General features: G+C 70.4%; 8 protein-coding genes. 4 read left to right on the top strand and 4 right to left on the bottom strand.

The features are described from left to right. Positions 1 to 165: 165 nt before the first annotated feature. A complete protein-coding gene (locus ACQEUX_RS02035) occupies positions 166 to 1,299 on the top strand; it encodes a lytic polysaccharide monooxygenase auxiliary activity family 9 protein (protein WP_433040209.1) in 1,134 nt (377 codons plus the stop codon). 109 nt (positions 1,300 to 1,408) lie between these two features. Here the strand turns inward: ACQEUX_RS02035 and asnB are convergent, their stop codons facing one another. Then, the gene (asnB, locus tag ACQEUX_RS02030; RefSeq protein WP_433040207.1) at positions 1,409 to 3,370 is read right to left on the bottom strand and encodes an asparagine synthase (glutamine-hydrolyzing); all 1,962 of its coding nucleotides are present in this window, start codon (positions 3,368 to 3,370) and stop codon (positions 1,409 to 1,411) included. Positions 3,371 to 3,502: 132 nt separating this feature from the next. Here asnB and ACQEUX_RS02025 point away from each other — a divergent pair, with 132 nt between their 5' ends. The 3 genes from ACQEUX_RS02025 to ACQEUX_RS02015 all read left to right on the top strand — a co-directional run bounded on the left by ACQEUX_RS02025 (position 3,503) and on the right by ACQEUX_RS02015 (position 9,930). Continuing rightward, on the top strand, positions 3,503 to 4,984 hold the full coding sequence (locus ACQEUX_RS02025) for an aminopeptidase P family protein (RefSeq protein ID WP_433040204.1): 1,482 nt from the start codon (positions 3,503 to 3,505) through the stop codon (positions 4,982 to 4,984). 1,070 nt (positions 4,985 to 6,054) lie between these two features. Further along, entirely contained in the window at positions 6,055 to 7,956 is a 1,902-nt protein-coding gene (locus ACQEUX_RS02020) for a hypothetical protein (RefSeq protein ID WP_433040201.1), read from the top strand. 303 nt (positions 7,957 to 8,259) lie between these two features. Beyond that, positions 8,260 to 9,930, top strand: coding sequence for a hypothetical protein (locus ACQEUX_RS02015; RefSeq protein WP_433040198.1), 1,671 nt, complete (start codon positions 8,260 to 8,262; stop codon positions 9,928 to 9,930). A 98-nt stretch (positions 9,931 to 10,028) separates the two neighbouring features. Here the strand turns inward: ACQEUX_RS02015 and pulA are convergent, their stop codons facing one another. The 3 genes from pulA to ACQEUX_RS02000 all read right to left on the bottom strand — a co-directional run bounded on the left by pulA (position 10,029) and on the right by ACQEUX_RS02000 (position 17,131). Then, complete coding sequence (pulA, locus tag ACQEUX_RS02010) at positions 10,029 to 15,527, bottom strand: pullulanase-type alpha-1,6-glucosidase (RefSeq protein WP_433040195.1); 5,499 nt, start codon at positions 15,525 to 15,527, stop codon at positions 10,029 to 10,031. A gap of 120 nt (positions 15,528 to 15,647) precedes the next feature. Further along, on the bottom strand, positions 15,648 to 16,352 hold the full coding sequence (locus tag ACQEUX_RS02005; protein WP_433040192.1) for a cellulose binding domain-containing protein: 705 nt from the start codon (positions 16,350 to 16,352) through the stop codon (positions 15,648 to 15,650). 98 nt (positions 16,353 to 16,450) lie between these two features. Further along, a complete protein-coding gene (locus ACQEUX_RS02000) occupies positions 16,451 to 17,131 on the bottom strand; it encodes a hypothetical protein (RefSeq protein WP_433040189.1) in 681 nt (226 codons plus the stop codon). Positions 17,132 to 17,264 lie beyond the last annotated feature (133 nt).

The following is a 17,264-nucleotide window of genomic DNA, read 5'->3' as shown; positions in this document are numbered from 1 at the left end:
CCGGTCCAGGACAGGACCGCTGATGGCGCACGTCCACCGGCCGTTTCCCGCCGGGCACGTCGCCGTGATCGTCGCACCGCTCACGAGAGCGGGGCGATCAGGCCACATCCCACCCGATTGCGGCGGGGCGGCTCAAGCGGCACGCCTCGCGAGTCAGGAGAACCCGTGAACCGTTCCCGTACGGCCGCGTTGCTCACCGCGGCCGTAACCATCGCGCTGGGCGCTGTCGCCCTGGCGTCCAATCCGCAACCGGCCGCCGCGCACGGGGCCGCGATGACCCCGGGCAGCCGTACCCTCCTCTGCTGGCAGGACGGCCTCAGCCCGACCGGTGAGATCAGGCCGAACAACCCCGCGTGCTCCGCCGCCGTGGGTCAGAGCGGGGCGAACTCGCTCTACAACTGGTTCAGCGTGCTGCGCTCCGACGCCGGCGGCCGCACCACCGGCTTCATCCCGGACGGGCAGCTCTGTAGCGGCGGCAACCCCGGCTACCGGGGTTACGACCTGGCCCGCACCGACTGGCCGGTGACCCACCTGACCGCCGGGGCGCGGTTGGACTTCCGGTACAGCAACTGGGCGCACCACCCGGGCACCTTCTACTTCTACGTGACCAAGAACAGTTGGAGCCCGACCCGGGCGCTGGCCTGGAGTGACCTGGAGGAGCCGTTCCTCACGGTGACCAACCCGCCGCAGCGCGGCGGCGTCGGTACGAACGAGGGGCACTACTACTTCAGTGGCAACCTGCCGTCGGGCAAGAGCGGACGGCACATCATCTACTCCCGCTGGGTGCGCTCGGACTCCCAGGAGAACTTCTTCGGCTGCTCCGACGTGACCTTCGACGGTGGCAACGGTCAGGTGACCGGGGTGGGTCCGGGTGGCACGCAGACCCCCAACCCGACCACCCCGCCGCCCAACCCGACGACCCCTCCGCCGAACCCGACGACTCCGCCGCCGAACCCGACCACCCCGCCACCGACGACCACCCCGCCGCCGGCCGGTGGGGACTGCATGGCGACGTACAAGGTGGTCAGCGCCTGGCAGGGCGGTTTCCAGGGCGAGATAATGATCATGAACCACGGCAGTACGCCGTTCGCCGGTTGGACCGCGAGTTGGACCTGGCCCAACGGGCAGTCGATCAGTCAGATCTGGGGCGCGACACAGACGTCGTCCGGCTCGTCGGTGACGGCGGCCAACGTCTCGTACAACGGCACGGTCGCACCGGAAGGCAGCGCGACCTTCGGCTTCCTCGCCAGCAGCACAGGCACGAACACCCTTCCCACGGTCACCTGCGCCCGTCGCTGACCGCCACCCCCTGAAACGATCAAGAGGTTTGCGTCACCGGAACGGCTCCGGATGACGCAAACCTCTTGATCAACAGGGTCGACCGCAGGGCCGGGAGGGTTCCCCGGGGTCAGCGCACCATGGAGCCCACGACCGGCTTCGTGAGCAGGGCGGACTGGTTACGCTGGATGCCCGGGTCGAGCGTCTTCGCCACGAAGATGGCGTGCCAGATGCAGAAGATCAGCACCGTCCACACCTTGCGGGAGTGGTCGGCCTCCTCCCGCTTGTGCTCGTCGAGCAGCCGCAGCGCGTACGACAGGTCGAGCAGGTCGCCCGCACCCGAGGTGCTCAGCACGTGCCGAGCCCACTCGTACATCTCCCCGCGCAGCCACACCCGGGTGGGAGTTGGGAAGCCGAGCTTCTTCCGGTTCACGATGGCCGGCGGCACGACGCCCTGCAACGCCTGGCGCATCGCGTACTTGGTGGCGTCGGAGCGCGGCGGCAACTTCAGGTCGACCGGGATCTTCGCCGCGACGTCGAAGACCTCACGGTCGAGGAACGGCACCCGCACCTCCAGCGAGTGCGACATCGAGATCCGGTCGGCCTTGACCAGGATGTCGCCCCGCAACCAGGTGTAGAGGTCGACGTACTGCATCTTGGTGACGTCGTCCAGCTCCGTGCACTCGGCGTAGATCGGGGCGGTGACGTCGGTGTAACGCACCGAGGGGTCGTAGCGCCGCATCAGGTGCTGCTTCTCCTCCTCGGTGAACATCCGGGCGTTGCCGTAGTAGCGCTCCTCGATCGGGGTGGTGCCGCGCTCCAGGAAGCTCTTGCCCTTGACCCCCTGCGGGATCGCCTTGGAGACCGCACGCAGCCCCTTCTGCACCCCGCCGGGCAGACCGTTGACGGTGCCCAGCGACAGCGGCTCGCGGTAGATCGTGTAGCCGCCGAAGAACTCGTCCGCCCCCTCACCCGAGAGCACCACCGTGACGTGCTCGGCGGCCTTCTTGGCCACGAAGTAGAGCGGCACCAGCGCAGGATCGGCCACCGGGTCGTCCAGATGCCAGACGATCTTCGGCAACGCGTCGATCATGTCCTGCGGACCGATCTTGGTGGGGATGGTGGTGACGTCCAGGTGCCGGGCCGACTCCTGAGCGACGTCGATCTCCGAATACCCCGGTACGTCGTAGCCGACGGTGAAGGTGAGGATGTTCGGGTTGAACTCCCGGGCCAGCGCGACCACCGCCGTGGAGTCGATGCCGCTGGACAGGAACGAGCCGACCGGCACGTCGGAGCGCATGTGCATGCGCACGCTCTCGCGCAGGGTCTCCCGGATCTCGTGGTAGAGCCTCTGCTCGTCGTCGACCGGCGCGGGCCGGAACACCGGGCGGTACCACCGGCGTACGTCGATCCGCCCGCCCGGGGTCCAGTTCAGGTACTCCCCGGAGCCGATCCGGCTGATGCCCTTGTGCAGGGTGCCGGGCTCGGGGACGTACTGCAGGGTCAGGTAGTGACTGAGGTTGGCCGTGTCGACGCCCGCGTCACCCTGGTAGTTGCTGTGCGCGAACGGCAGCAGCGCCTTCTTCTCCGACGCCAGGTAGAGGCCGTCGGCGGTCTCCAGGTAGTGCATCGGCTTGATGCCGAAGTAGTCGCGGGCGCCGAACGCACGCCGCTCCTGTCGGTCCCAGATGACGAAGGCGAACATGCCCCGCAGCCGGGTGAGCACCTGCTCGCCCCAGAAGTGGTAGCCCGCCACGATCACCTCACCGTCACCGGCGGTGGCGAACTGGGCGCCGAAGTTCCTGATCAACTCCTCGCGCAGCTCGATGTAGTTGTAGATCTCACCGTTGAAGGTGAGCAGGTAACGGCCGTTCGCGTAGGGCAGCGGCTCGTGGCTCGACGCGACGTCGATGATGGCAAGCCGCTTGTGGGCGAACACTCCGTCCGCGTACCGGCCGGAGGCGTCGCCGACCACCTCGACCCCTGTCTCGTCGGGGCCACGGTGATGCAGGCATTCCAATGCTCCGGCGATGTGGTCGCGGTGCGCGGCGGCGTTACCGTTCGCGCTGAAGAAGGCCAGGAGTCCGCACATGGTGGTCATCTTCCCACGGGCGTTGCCGGCCCTCGCAGCCGTCCGTCGATCCGCCCCGCTCCCGGCGGCCGTCACTGCGAACCGGGCGCACGGTACCGTCGGGACCAGCAAAGAAGCGGAGGGAGCGGCGCAATGACCGAGGGACGCACCGACGGTACGCCGACGGACGGTACGGAATCGCACGATCCGGACTTCCCGGAGGCGTTCCTGTCCTTCATGCGGCAGGGCTGGCGCGACACGGCGCTCCCGGTGGCGCCCCGTCCGGAGGCGCCCAACTACGCCAAGCGGCGGGCCGCGCTCTCGGCGGCCTTCCCCGGCGAGACGCTGGTGATCCCCACCGGCCCCGAGAAGGTCCGTGCCAACGACACCGACTACTCGTTCCGGCCAGGCAGTGACTTCGCCTACCTGACCGGCGACCACGACGCGGACAGCGTGCTGGTGCTGCGTCCGAACGGCTCGGGGCACGACGCGACGCTGTACATGCGGCCCCGGTCGTCGCGCGAGACCGACGAGTTCTTCCGCAGCCGCAACGGCGAGCTGTGGGTGGGCCGGCGGCACACGCTCAGCGAGAAGTCGACCGAGCTGGGCCTGCCCACCGCCGACCTGACCGGCCTGGAGGCGACGCTCGCCGACCTCGCGCCGGGGCGTACCCGGGTGCTGCGCGGGTTCGACGCCCGGGTGGACGCGGCCGTCCACCCGTACGACGGGGTCCGCACCGAGGGGCAGCCGCCCCGGGACCGGGAGCTGGCGATCGCCATCTCCGAGCAGAAGCTGGTCAAGGACGAGTGGGAGATCGGCCAACTCCAGGACGCGATCGACGCCACCGTACGCGGCTTCGAGGACGTGGCCCGGATCCTGCCGGCGGACCGCCCCGTCTCGGAGCGGCTGCTGGAGGGTGTCTTCGCGCTACGGGCCCGACACGACGGCAACGACGTCGGGTACAACTCGATCGTCGGCGCCGGCGAGCACGCCACGATCCTGCACTGGGTGCACAACCACGGCGCCACCCGGCCGGGTGACCTGCTGCTCATGGACATGGGTGTCGAGGGCCGGAACCTGTACACCGCCGACGTGACCCGGGTGCTGCCGGTGAACGGCCGGTTCACCGCCCTGCAGCGCCAGGTCTACGACATCGTGTACGCCTCACAGCAGGCCGGCATCGAGGCCATCCGGCCCGGGGTGAAGTTCAAGGACGTCCACCTCACCTGCATGCGGGTGCTCGCCGAAGGTCTGGCCGAGCTGGGCCTGCTGCCGGTCAGCGTGGACGAGGCGATGGACGAGAAGTCGACGGTCTACCGACGGTGGACGCTGCACGGCTTCGGCCACATGCTCGGCATCGACGTGCACGACTGCTCGAACGCCCGCAAGGAGACCTACCGCGACGGCGCGCTGGGCGAGGGCTACGTGCTCACCGTCGAGCCGGGGCTGTACTTCCAGCCGGAGGACGAGTTGGTCCCCGCCGAACTGCGTGGCGTCGGCATCCGGATCGAGGACGACGTACTGGTCACCGCGACCGGCGCGGTGAACCTCTCGGCCGGGCTGCCGCGCACCTCCGACGAGGTGGAGACCTGGCTGGCCGAGCAGCGCGAGGCTGGTCCCCGCCTGCCTGGCTGACCGCGGGCTCCGACACCGACCCGCAGCGGACCTCGCCGCCGGGCCGCGACGTTCCGAACGTCCGCGCGCCCGGCCGGCGAGCCGCTCCGCCTCCGCCCAGCCCGACCTCCGCCCAGCCGACCTCCGCCCAGCCCGGCCTCCGCCCAGCCCGACCCGCCGAGCCCGGCTCCGCCCAGCGCAATGCGGCCCAGCCCAGACCTGCGCGGCCCAGCCCAGACCCGCCCAGCCCATGAGGCCCAGCCCAGTGCGGTGCGGCCCGGCCCCGCCCAGTGCGGCCCCGCGCGGCCCACCCCAGCCTCGCGCGGCCCAGCCCGTGCCCAGTCCTGCCAGTCCTGCCAGCCCGGCCCAGTCCCGCCCCCCGCAGCCCAGCCCGACCCGCCGAGCCCAAGATCCACTCGGTTTCCCTGAAGTTGCGGCATCCGGCCGGGGTGGATGGGCCGGTATCAGCGATACCGAGTGGATCAAGCCCGCCGGGGAGTGAGGCACCGCCGGTCCCCCAAGCGCTCCGGTTTGCGGATGTCGGGGTGTCCCCGCGTCTCCCAGCGAGACCGCGTCGCATCCCATCGGCCGCCTGGGGCTGGCGACAAGACCCAGCCATGATCCACTCAGTTTCCATGAATTTGTGGTCTCCACATCGCCCGGATGCCGCAACTTCAGGGAAACCGAGTGGATCACGTCGGGCGGCGGGCAACGTGCGACATTCGCACCCCGGGCGATCCGCATCCCTGGTCGGCATCCGCACCTCGGACGAGACGATCCGCATCCCGGTCGGCATCATGCGCAGCTCGGCGACGTTCGCACCCTCGACGGGCGACGACGGTGCGCCTGAACCGTGCGCCCGAACCGACGCCCTCCAAGGGTTTGCGCTGCTCACGCCCTTCCTGCCCGCCCGGACCGGTTGCCCACTCCTGCGTTAACCTGAGCCAAATGCGGGCTTATCTCGGATACGTCCACATTGCGAAGATGGTTCTCATACGGTGGGGATCAGAGGCTGCAACCGATTTGTAGCTGGTCGTGGCGCCCCGGGCGGTGCGACCCCGTCTGATAGCAGGAAAGGGCGGAAGGCTCTGATGTCCAACGACGTAACGAGTACCGACGGCGGGGCCTCGACAGCTCCGCCGACACGACGAAGGCGGGCGCTCTGGGTCGCCGGCGTGGCCGGGCTGACCGGCGTGGTCGGCCTGGCGGCTCTCGGCGGCGTGGCCGCTCGGGACGACAAGCCCAACTCCGGCCGGGTGTCCGACGCGCAGCCGTCGACCAATCGGCAGAACGTCAGCGACGACGGCGGCGCCAAGGAAAACGGCGCCAAGGAGGACGCCGGTGGGGACGACGAGTGGAGCGGCGACGACTGGAGCGGCTTCGACGACCGGTCGGCGAAGGACGACAAGCGCGACGAGAAGGAGCGCACCACAAAGGTTCCGTGCGACACCGACAAGCTGATCCAGGCGATCGTCTTCGCCAACAACAAGCACGGTGGCGTACTGGAACTGGCCAAGGGCTGCACCTACAACCTGACCCGCAACGACTACCAGGGCAACGGCCTGCCGGTCATCACCGAGCGGATCACCCTCAAGGGCGAGCACACCACCATCGGCCGCGACGCCACGGCCGACTACTTCCGGATCCTCAACGTCGGGCCGGGTGGGCACCTCACCCTCAAGGGCCTGAGCATCAAGGGCGGCCAGACCCTCCAACAGGTCATGGCGGCTGACCCGGTGACGGCCTGGGCGCCCTACTCGGCGTCGGTCCGGGCCACCACGGCCAAGCCGGCCGAAACCAAGCCGGCCGACCCCATCACCGCACCGGGCGCGGCGGCCAAGCCGGCCGAGACCACGCCGACGACCGCCGCCAAGACCGAAGCCGAGCCAGCCGCCAAGCCGGCGACCGCAGCAAAGCCGGCGTCCGCAGCCACGGCCGCGCCCAAGGCAACGGCGGCAGCCAAGCCGGCGACCGCCGCCGAGGCCGCGAAGTCCACGGCCAAGGCCGCCGCGACCGCCGCCAAGGCCGCTGCGGCAGCGACGACGGCCAAGCCCGCTGCGCCGACGACCGCCAAGTCGACGAAGCCGGCGACGGCCGGGCCAGCGGTGTCGCCGCTGGTGGAGCAGCCCGGGTTCGCCGACGGCGCCGGGGTGCTCGTGCAGCCCGGTGGTCGCGCGGAGATCCTGGACAGCGAGTTGCTCTACAACCAGTCGGGTGGCAACGGCGGCGGGTTGGCCAACTTCGGTAACACCAGGCTGAGCAAGACCACCGTGGCACACAACACCGCCTTCTTCTTCGGCGGCGGCATCTTCAACGCCGGGGTGCTGCAGGTCGACGAGTCGAAGATCAAGGACAACAACGCGATCATCGGCGGCGGCGGCATCGCCAACGGCGCAGCGCGGATCTTCACCGAGGACGTCGACGGCGGCTCGATCTGGGTCTACAAGAGCGAGGTCACCGAGAACCGGACGCTCGGCTTCGGTGGCGGTGTCCTGGACGTCGAGGGCACCACGACTCTGCACGAGACGACGGTCAGCGGCAACACGGCGGTCCTCGCCGGCGGCGGCGTGGCGGTCGCGGACAGCCAGCTCACCCTCAAGCACGCCACGGTGGTCAAGAACAGCACCGCCGGTGTGGGTGGCGGCCTGGCGGTGGCCTTCGACAGCACCGCGACCGTGGAGAGCAGTGCCATCAAGGACAACACGGCCGGATTCTTCGGCGCCGGCCTCTTCAACGAGGACAGCGTCACCACGCTGCGCGACAGCGAGGTGACGGGTAACCGGGCCGTCGGCCCGTTCGGCAGCGGCGGCGGCATCTACAACACGGACGGCGGCGAGATCACCCTGCACCGGACGAAGGTGACGCACAACTTCGCCACCCTGCCGCCCGGTGGGATCTCCAACGGCCTCGGCAGCTTCGTGAGGCTGGATGACAAGTCCGCGGTGTCCGCCAACCGCCCCACCAACTGCCTGAACGTTCCCGGCTGCTTCTGACCGGAACGGATGGCTGATCCACATAGAGGGCGCGCCCCTCCGAGCCGGTCCGCGGCACGGAGGGGCGTACCCATTTGGGCAGCTCACCGGCCCTGCGACCGGCTTGGGGGCCGCGTCCCCCTGCGGGGCTTCCCGACCGCTCCGGACCGAACATGAACCTAATGTGGGGTTCTTTCGGATAAGCCCGCGAGGCGAGGAACATTCTCATAAGTTGGCTTTGGGAGCTACAACCGATTTGTAGCAGGGGACGTCCGTCTGAGGGCGGCGACCCTGTCTGGTACGAGGAGAGGGCAGAGAGCTCCGATGTCCAACTACCTAACGAACAACGAAGCCTCCGGGCGGGCGACGGCCAAGCGCCGCCGCAAGCTCTGGCTCGCCAGTGGCGTGGCCGGTTTGACGGGCGTGATCAGTCTCGCGGCGGTGGGCGTCGCGGGCAGCGCCGGAGCGGGCGGCCTGAACTGGAACACCGCGCAGGTCAGCAAGGACGGCGACCAGCGGGGTGACGAGGGGCGCAACTGGGACAAGGACCAGGACCGGGACAACGACCGGGACCGGGACCGGGACAAGGACCGGGACAAGGACAAGGACCACGAGCGTGGGAAGGAGGTGCCCTGCGACACCGACAAGCTGATCCAGGCGATCGTCTTCGCCAACAGCAAGCACGGTGGCGTACTGGAACTGGCCAAGGGCTGCACCTACAACCTGACCCGCAACGACTACGAGGGCAACGGCCTGCCGGTCATCACCGAGCGGATCACCCTCAAGGGCGAGCACACCACGATCGCCCGGGACGCCACGGCTGACTACTTCCGGATCCTCAACGTCGGCAGTGGTGGGCACCTCACCATCAAGGGCCTGACCATCAAGGGTGGACAGACCCTCGAACTGTTCAACACCGTCGAGCCGGCCGCCGTCTGGGCGTCCTACTCGGACTCCGAGGCGATCGCGGCGCAGGTGAAGGCGGGCGTTCCGCTGAACGAGGCGCTCGCCGCCCGTCAGGCCAACCCGAAGGCGGGCCTGAAGGCGGCGCCGAAGGTCGCGCCGAAGGCCGCGCCGACCGCTCAGGGCGGCGTCGTCACGCCGCTCGTCGAGTACCCGGACGACACCGACGGCGCGGGCATCCTGGTCCAGCCGGGCGGCACCGCCGAGATCCTCGAGTCCGAGGTCGTCCTCAACCAGTCGGGCAGCAACGGCGGTGGCGTGGCCAACTTCGGCACCACGAAGATCTGGCACAGCACCGTCACCCGCAACACCGCCTTCTTCTTCGGCGGCGGTGTCTTCAACGCCGGCCTGCTCAAGGTCGAGGAGTCGAAGGTCAACGACAACGTCGCGATCATCGGTGGTGGCGGTATCTCCAACGGCGCCGCGGAGATCTTCACCGACGACGTCGACGGCGGGACGGTCGAGCTCAAGAAGGCCGAGATCAGCGACAACAAGACGCTGGGCTTCGGCGGCGGCCTCCTCGACATCGAGGGCAACACCACCGCGTACGAGACCAAGTTCGTCTCGAACACGGCGGTTCTCGCCGGCGGCGGTCTGGCGGCGGCGGACAGCCAGCTGAACCTGCACCACGTCACGATCGAGAAGAACAGCACCGCCGGCGTCGGTGGCGGTGTGGCCATCGCCTTCGACAGCGCGGTCACGTTCGAGAAGAGCAGCATCAAGGACAACACCGCCGGCTTCTTCGGCGGCGGGCTCTTCAACCTCGGCAGCGTCACCACGCTGCGCGACAGCGAGGTCGTCGGCAACCGGGCCGTGGGCCCGATCGGGGTCGGCGGCGGCATCTTCAACATCTTCGGCCAGGTCAACCTGTCGAAGACGAAGGTCGCGCACAACTTCTCCACCTTCGCTCCGGGCGGTGTCTTCAGCTTCTTCGGGGACGTGAACGTGGACGACAAGTCCGCGATCACCGCGAACCGCCCGACGAACTGCCTGGCCATCCCGGGCGGCACCATCGAGAACTGCTTCGCCTGATCACCCTCGGGTGACGTGCGGCCGGTGACGGCGGCACAACGGGCAGGCAACCGGACCGGCCCCCTTCCGCAGGACGCGGAAGGGGGCCGGTTCACGTTCTACTTCTGGACGAAGACCGCCACACTGCGCGCCGGCACGGTGAACGTGCCGGCCGCCCGGTCGAACGAGGCCGTACGCAGCACCGGGTCGGCCGAGTCGACCAGCACCGGGTGCAGTGCCACGTCCGCCCCGCGCAGACCGGGCACCGTCTGCTTCGCCGTCTCCGGGGTGCCGTTGAAGACGACGGTCACCGACGTCCACGCCCCGCCCAGGCCGCGGGCGTCCAGGGTCATGGTCAGCACGCCCGGCGTCTCCTGGGTCCCGGACAGCGGGAACGCCACCCGCTGCTGCACCTGCTCGGCGGTGGCCAGCCCGAACACCGGCGACGACGCCCGGATGCGCAGCAACTCGGCGTACCGGGCGTCGGTGGTGGTGATCGCCGCGCAGTCCGGCACCAGGGCCGGATCCGCCAGCAGGGGCTTGGCGTACGACCACTTGTCCTCGTTGTCCTGAGCGGGCGGCAGACCGGCGCCGAACCCGTTGCCCCGTTCACAACCCCAGCGGATCTGGTTGAACCAGTCACCGGAGTTGTACGAGTTGCGGTCCAGCGACTTCGACCGCAACCGTTCGGTGCCGGTGGTGACGAACCCGGTGCCCTGCCCCAGCACCACCGTGCCCAACGCCAGCACCTGCATCCGGGAACGGTCCGCCACCGTGGTGGCCTGCGGCAGCTTGTACGCCAGCGCGTCGTACAGAATCTCGTTGTCGTGCGCGTCGACGTAGGTGACGGCCTCCCCCGGCGCCGCGGTGTAGCCGGCCGGGGAGCCGTTGTAGTCCACCTGCGCCCCGGTGACCTGCCGCCCGGCGGTGTCGGTGAACCGGTACCCGCGCAGGTTGCCGGTCAGCCCCACCTTGATCAGGTCGTGGGCGTGCAGCAGCCGGGCCTTCTGCTCGGCCGGTGACCCGTTGACCGCGTCGCCGTTCGGGTCGGTGTGGAGCCCGGAGGCGAAACCCTGCACCCGCGGGTTCGCGTCGAACGGCCCACCGCCGCGCACCGCGTCGCGAAGCCGGTCGTTGAAGGTACCGATTCCGGTACCCGCCATGTTGGCCTGGGTGGCCTGCACGAAACGGGCGTCGTTGGCGACCTCGCCGAAGTTCCAGCCCTCGCCGTAGAGCAGGATCGACCTGCCGTCCACGCCGTCGCGGGCAACGGTCAGCCGGTCCAGTGTCGTGCGTACGGCCAGGATGTTCGCCTTCGGGTGGTGACCCATCAGGTCGAAGCGGAAACCGTCCACCTTGTACTGCCGGGCCCAGGTGACCAGCGAGTCGACCACCAGCTTGCCCATCATGGCGTGCTCGGGCGCCGTGTTGGCGCAGCAGGTGGAGTTGGCCACCGTGCCGTCCTCCAGCAGCCGGTGGTAGTAGCCGGGCACCACCTGGTCGAGCACCGACTTCGCGTCGGTGCCGGCCGCCGACGTGTGGTTGTAGACCACGTCCATGACCACCCGCAGCCCGGCGTCGTTCACCCCGGCCACCATCCGCCGGAACTCGGCGGTCCGCGCCGCGCCGACCGGGTCGACGGCGTATCCGCCCTCCGGCACGGTGTAGTGCAGCGGGTCGTACCCCCAGTTGTAGCCGTCGGTTTCGGCGACCGCCGCCACGCACTTCTGCTGCTCGGCGGAATCCGGCGGAAGCGTCGCCAGGTCACAGGCCGGTTGACGCTGGTCGGTCCGCTTCTCCGGGATCGTCGCGAAGTCGAACGCCGGCAGCAGGTGCAGGTGGGTGACACCGGCGTCGCCGAGCGCCTTCAGGTGGGTCATGCCGGCGGTCTTCGGGTCGGTGAAGGCCAGGAACGTGCCCCGCCGCTCGGCCGGCACGGTGTCGTCGGCGACGGAGAAGTCCCGCACCGACAGCTCGGAGATCTGCGCCTTCGCCGCGGGCACCGGGGGTGGTTTGCGCAGCGTCCGCCAGCCCGCCGGCGCCAGCGCCGGGTCGTTCAGGTCGACCAACTGGCTGTGGGTGGAATCCGCCGCCAGGGCCACCGAGTACGGGTCGGTCACCGACGCGGTGACCATCCTCTGCGCCGCCGGCTGCCACGCCTGCACCTCGTACCGGTAGTACTTCCCGGTCCAGGTGTGGTCGCCGCGCGCCGACCAGACGCCGGTGCGGTCGTCTCGGCGCATCGGCACCGTCCTCGGCGCGGCGGTGGGCGAGTCGAACAGGTGCAGCGTCACCGTCCGGGCGGTCGGCGCCCACAGCGCGACGCTCGGCGTGCGGCCCGCGAACGTCGGCCCGAGGGTGGCGTCGGTGGCCCGCGCGTACACGTCGTCGAGCACGCCGGGGATCTGCACGCCGGTCGCGGCGAGGAGGGCACCCGCCGCGTCGCGCTCGGTGACCAGCACCTGCCCCCGCAGCGCCGCCGGGACCTTGGCCAGGTCCGCCCGATCAAGGGCGAAGCTGCGGTACGACCACAGGTGCGGGAACGCGGTGCGCTGAGCCTCGGTGAGCCCGTTGCGCTGCGCCCGCAACGGCAGCGTGGTGTACGTCCCGGTCAGCTCGCCGTCGACCACGCTGACCCCGCCGGTGGGCGCGGCGACCAGCGCGTACGTCTTGCCGTCGGTCGGCGGAGTCCGCCACGCCACGGTGGACCGGTCGATCCAGTGCGCCTTCTGTTTGCTGATGTCGGTGTCCCCGTTGGCGCTGGTCGCCGTTGAGGGCAGCAACCGGCCGGACGTGGCGGCGAGCAGCCACACCTCACGGCCCGCACTGGCGAAGTCGAGCCGCTGGTCGTCCGGCAGATCCTTGGTGTCGCCCTGGTGGATGATGTAGTTCAGCCCGGTGGCGCCGGCCGCCAGCGGCACCCGGAACACCGCCCCGAACGCGTCGACGGACGTCGGCCGCAGCGGGCTGGGCCACTCGGTCGGGTTGGCCGCGCCGTCCCACAGGTGCAGGCCCCAGCCGTCGTAGTTGCCGTCGGCCCGCCGGTAGTGGATCACGGCGGTGCCCTCCTCGACCGGCGGGTCCGGCTCACCGGCGGCCGCCTGCCTGCTCGGGTAGGTCACCGGGTCGCCCTGCTTGAGCCAGACCTCGCCGGTGGACGTGACGTCGATGCTGCGGTCCTGGGCGACGTCCTTGTCACCGTCGGAGTCGACCACGAGGAAGCTCACCGACGTCGCGCCCGGCTTGAGCTTCACCCAGGCGAACCGCCCGTAGGAGTCCTCCCCGGCGAACGGCTGCCCCTTCGGCCACTCGGTGACGTACGCCGGGTCGATGTCACCCCACGCGTACAACCCCCAGTCGTCGTACCCACCGGCCGGGCGCTGGTAGTGCACCACCGCCCACTCCCGGGACTCGCCCTGTGGCGGGGTGCCCACGACGGCGGTGGAGCGGGCCGTGGCGGTGCGGCCCCGGCCGTCGCGGACCACCGCCTTGTACTCGACCCGGGTGCCGCCGGCCAGGCCGGTCAGGTCGTGCCGCACGGTGTACGGCGCGTGGTCCGCGCTGCCCAGCAAGGTCCACCGGCCGCCCGCGACCCGGGCGGCGACGGTCACGGTGGCCAGCGGGTCACCGGTCACCTGAGCGGTGACCGTGGCCCGGGTGGCGACGGGCGCGTCCGGGGCGGGGGCGGTGATGGTGATGCGCGGCGCGCCGGCCGGGCGCGCGACGGGGGTGCCGGCCCGGTGCACCACCGCCGACAGCGGCGGCACGGTGAGGGTCAGCTTGCCGTCGGCGCCCGCCTGTTCGGCCCCGCCGTCGGCGCCGTAGATGCCGGTGAAGGTGGCGCCAGCCGACCAGGTGTCCACGGTGACAGTCTGCGCGGTGTCGGCATTGTTCACCGCCACCACGTACTCCACCCGGTCGGCGGGGGCGATCCGCGACGCGGCGAAGACGCCCGGGCCGTCGGCGGCGTACCGGGTGACCTGCACGCCGTCGCGCAACGCCGGGTGCGCCTGCCGCAGCCGGCCCAGCTCGGCGATGGTCCGGTACAGCGGGTGGCTGGTGTCGAACTGGTCGTCGGCATGGGTGCGGTCGGTGCCGAGCAGGTCGTCGTCGAGGTAGTCGGGGACCGACGACGCGAACATGTCCTGCCGGGCGTCCTTGTCACCGCCGGGGCCGGTGAAGCCCTGCTCGTCGCCGGAATAGATCACCGGTTGGCCGCGGGTGAGGAACATCAGCTGGTGGGCGAGCTGGTCGCGGCGCAGGTGACTGGCCGGGTCGGTGCCACCGGCGGCGATGAACGAACCGATCCGGCCCATGTCGTGGTTGCCGAGGAAGGTGGTCAACCGGCCGGCGTCGGTGTCCCGGGCGGCGTAGAGGTCGTCGCGGGCGTACACGTCGGCCAACGCCTTCGCCGAGCCGGCGCCGGCGGTGTACCCGCGCGCGGCCTCCTGGAAGGCGAAGTCGAGGGTCGCCGGCAGGCCACCCTGCCGGACGTAGCTGGAGCTGATCTCCGGGTCGGCGCTGTACACCTCGCCGAACATGAAGAAGTCCTTCTTGCCGGCCTTCTCGGCGGCCCGCTCGATGCCCTGGCTGAACTGCGGCCAGAAGTCCATGTTGACGTGCTTCACGGTGTCCAGTCGGAACCCGTCGACGCCGGTCGCGCCGATCCAGTCTCCGTACGCCTCGGTCAGCCCCTGGACCACCTCGGGGCGCTCGGTCCACAGGTCGTCGAGACCGAAGAAGTCGCCGTACTCGCTGTTCTCGCCGGCGAAGGTGGAGTCACCCCGGTTGTGGTACATGGTGGCGTCGTTGAGCCAGGCGGGGACCTTGACGGTCGCGTCAGCCGGATCGGGAAAGGCCGGGGTGTACGGGAACGACCCCTGGTCGACCGGCGGGAACGCGCGGCTGCCGTCGGCGTAGTTACGGTCCTCGAACGCCCGCCCCTGCGCGTCCGTGTACGGCGAGGTCGCCTTGTCCACGTACCCGTACGTGTTCTCGGCGTACTTGATGACGTCGGCGGTGTGATTGACGATCACATCGAGGTAGATCTTGATGCCACGCTGGTGGGCGAGCCTGACCAGCCGCTTCATCTCCTCGTTGGTGCCGAAGTGCGGGTCCACCTGGGTGAAGTCGGTGATCCAGTAGCCGTGGTAACCGGCCGAGATGTCGTTGCCGGCGCCCTGCACCGGCCGGTTCTTGAAGATCGGGGCGAGCCAGATGGCCGTGGTGCCCATCCCCTGGATGTAGTCCAGTTTGTCGATGACGCCCTTGAGGTCGCCGCCGTGGTAGAAGCCTTTGTCGGTCGGGTCGAGCCCGGTGCGCAACCGGTCACCGGCGAGGTCACCGCGGTCGTTGCGGGGGTCACCGTTGGCGAACCGGTCCGGCAGGACGAAGTAGAACTGCTCGGCCCGCGCGGAGTTGCTGCCCGCCTTCAGCAGCGCGTCGGCGCTGGGTTCAACGCGCCACTGCGCGGCGCCGCCGACGGCGAGCGGGACACCGCCGGACGGCCCGGTGGCCGCGACGGCGGGACGCACGGCGACCGGGGTGCCGACGAGCGTGAGAGTGAGCAGAGAGACGAGGGCCAGCAGGGCGGTGCGCGGTATCGGCGGGGGTCTCATCGACGCCTTCCTCTGGTCGCGGATGGCCGCACGCTAACCCTTGCCGAAACATTCTGCAATGCCTTGCAAACATGGTCGCAACAAAGCAGCATCCTTGCGGAAGGGCCGCGCCCGTCCCGGTCAGAACCCGCTGCAACGCACCCCGTCGACCGTGCACTCGCGGGGAGTGCTGGGCGCTCGCTCCAGGTGGAACCGCAACGACACCGAACCGCCGGGCCGCACGTCCACCCCGCTGACATACGTGAAACCGCCGTCGAACTGCCGAACCGTCCCCTGTGGTACGCCCTCCACCCAGGCGGTCACCAACCGCCCACCGGAGAACTCCAACCTGACCGTCCAACCACGGCTCTCGGCGGACGCGTTGACCATCGACACCTCGCCGATGAAACCCCCGTCAAAGCTCTGCACCACCCGGTACCGCCCACTCATTGCCGGCTGCCCCTGCGGAGCCCGGCTCGGCGGCGGCGCCACCGTCGGCCCAGTTGTCGGACCAACAGACGGGCCGGCCGACGGTGATCGCGACCCGGCCGCACCGCTCGGCGGCAGCCCGCTCGCACGCCCGGACAACCCCGGCTGCACCGGCGCCGGCGACACCGGGGACGACACCGGTGTGGGCGCGCTCGGCGCGGCCACCGCCGACGGCAGCGGCACCGCCGGCGGCGCCGGCGCGTCGTCCGGCGCAGGACTACGCCCCCGATACGCGCCCAGGGCCACGAAGAGCAGGACCACCATCACGACGACACCAGCGCCCACCACGATCCAGGGCGATGACACGATCGCGACCGGGCCGTGCGACAGTCGCGGGGCGCGACGCATGCCGAACATGTACCTCCCTCAGCGGACCGTCCGGGCAGCGTAGCGATCGGCGGGCAGGCCGGGAAGCGCCGACAGCGCACCCGCCGCGGCACCGACCCGGCTTCAGCTCAGCCGAGCTGACAGTCGACCCCGTTGATCGTGCACCGCTGCGGCCGCTCCGCCGACTCACCCCAGCCGAGGCGCAGCCGCAACGTCCGGGAGTCACCCGGGTCCAGCGAACGGGTGCCGCGCAACTCGAACTCGCCGTTCCCGAGCCCCCGCACCGAGATACCCGAGTCGTCAGCGACCCGCAGCACCCACAGGTCATCGTCGAACGCCAACTCCACCAGCCAGTCCACCGACCGACTCGACTCGTTGGCGATCGACAGCACCGCCGCGTCCCCGTCCCAACCGTCCGTGCCGACCTGGTACCGGGCGCTCACCGTGTCGTCCACCGGCACCACCGGAACCGCCCGGGCGCTCGTCCGCCCCGGAGTCGGCGAGCCGGTCACGGTCGCCCGCGGCGACGGCGCCCGACTGCTGCGCGACGGCTGCGGCGACGTCGTGCGCCGCTCCACACCGGCGGGCGTCGGACCACCCGTGGCTGACGCGGCAGCCGGCATCGTCGGCAGAAACACCGGAGGCGCGGCCTGCGGCGGTGCGTCCCGCTCCCTGGTCCGGAACGACAGCAACGCGACCACCAGCAGCACCACCAGCGCACACACACCGAGCAGCACCACGATCCACGGCACCGATACCAACATGCGGGCCGCCCGCGACCCCGCCGCACCGCCCGGCCGAACCGCCATCAGCTCTCCCCTCGTCCCCACCGACGCGACAGCGTAGCCAGCGCCGGGCAGACCGGAAACCAGACGGGTACGGGTCGTCCGACCGGCCCACCGACGACGGAAAACGGTTCACGGCGCCAGCAGTCATCGGTCA

Source organism: Micromonospora sp. CA-259024 (assembly GCF_050936255.1).
Lineage (GTDB): Bacteria > Actinomycetota > Actinomycetes > Mycobacteriales > Micromonosporaceae > Micromonospora.
The sequence above is the reverse complement of the archived record's forward strand: the minus strand, read 5'-3'. Positions and strand labels throughout refer to the sequence as shown.

Bases quoted from the DNA above. Each gene is read 5' to 3' on its own strand.
- ACQEUX_RS02005 (WP_433040192.1), bottom strand. From the start codon at position 16,352: ATGTTCGGCATGCGTCGCGCCCCGCGACTGTCGCACGGCCCGGTCGCG.
- pulA (WP_433040195.1), bottom strand. From the start codon at position 15,527: ATGAGACCCCCGCCGATACCGCGCACCGCCCTGCTGGCCCTCGTCTCT.
- ACQEUX_RS02025 (WP_433040204.1), top strand. From the start codon at position 3,503: ATGACCGAGGGACGCACCGACGGTACGCCGACGGACGGTACGGAATCG.
- asnB (WP_433040207.1), bottom strand. From the start codon at position 3,370: ATGTGCGGACTCCTGGCCTTCTTCAGCGCGAACGGTAACGCCGCCGCG.
- ACQEUX_RS02020 (WP_433040201.1), top strand. From the start codon at position 6,055: ATGTCCAACGACGTAACGAGTACCGACGGCGGGGCCTCGACAGCTCCG.
- ACQEUX_RS02015 (WP_433040198.1), top strand. From the start codon at position 8,260: ATGTCCAACTACCTAACGAACAACGAAGCCTCCGGGCGGGCGACGGCC.
- ACQEUX_RS02000 (WP_433040189.1), bottom strand. From the start codon at position 17,131: ATGGCGGTTCGGCCGGGCGGTGCGGCGGGGTCGCGGGCGGCCCGCATG.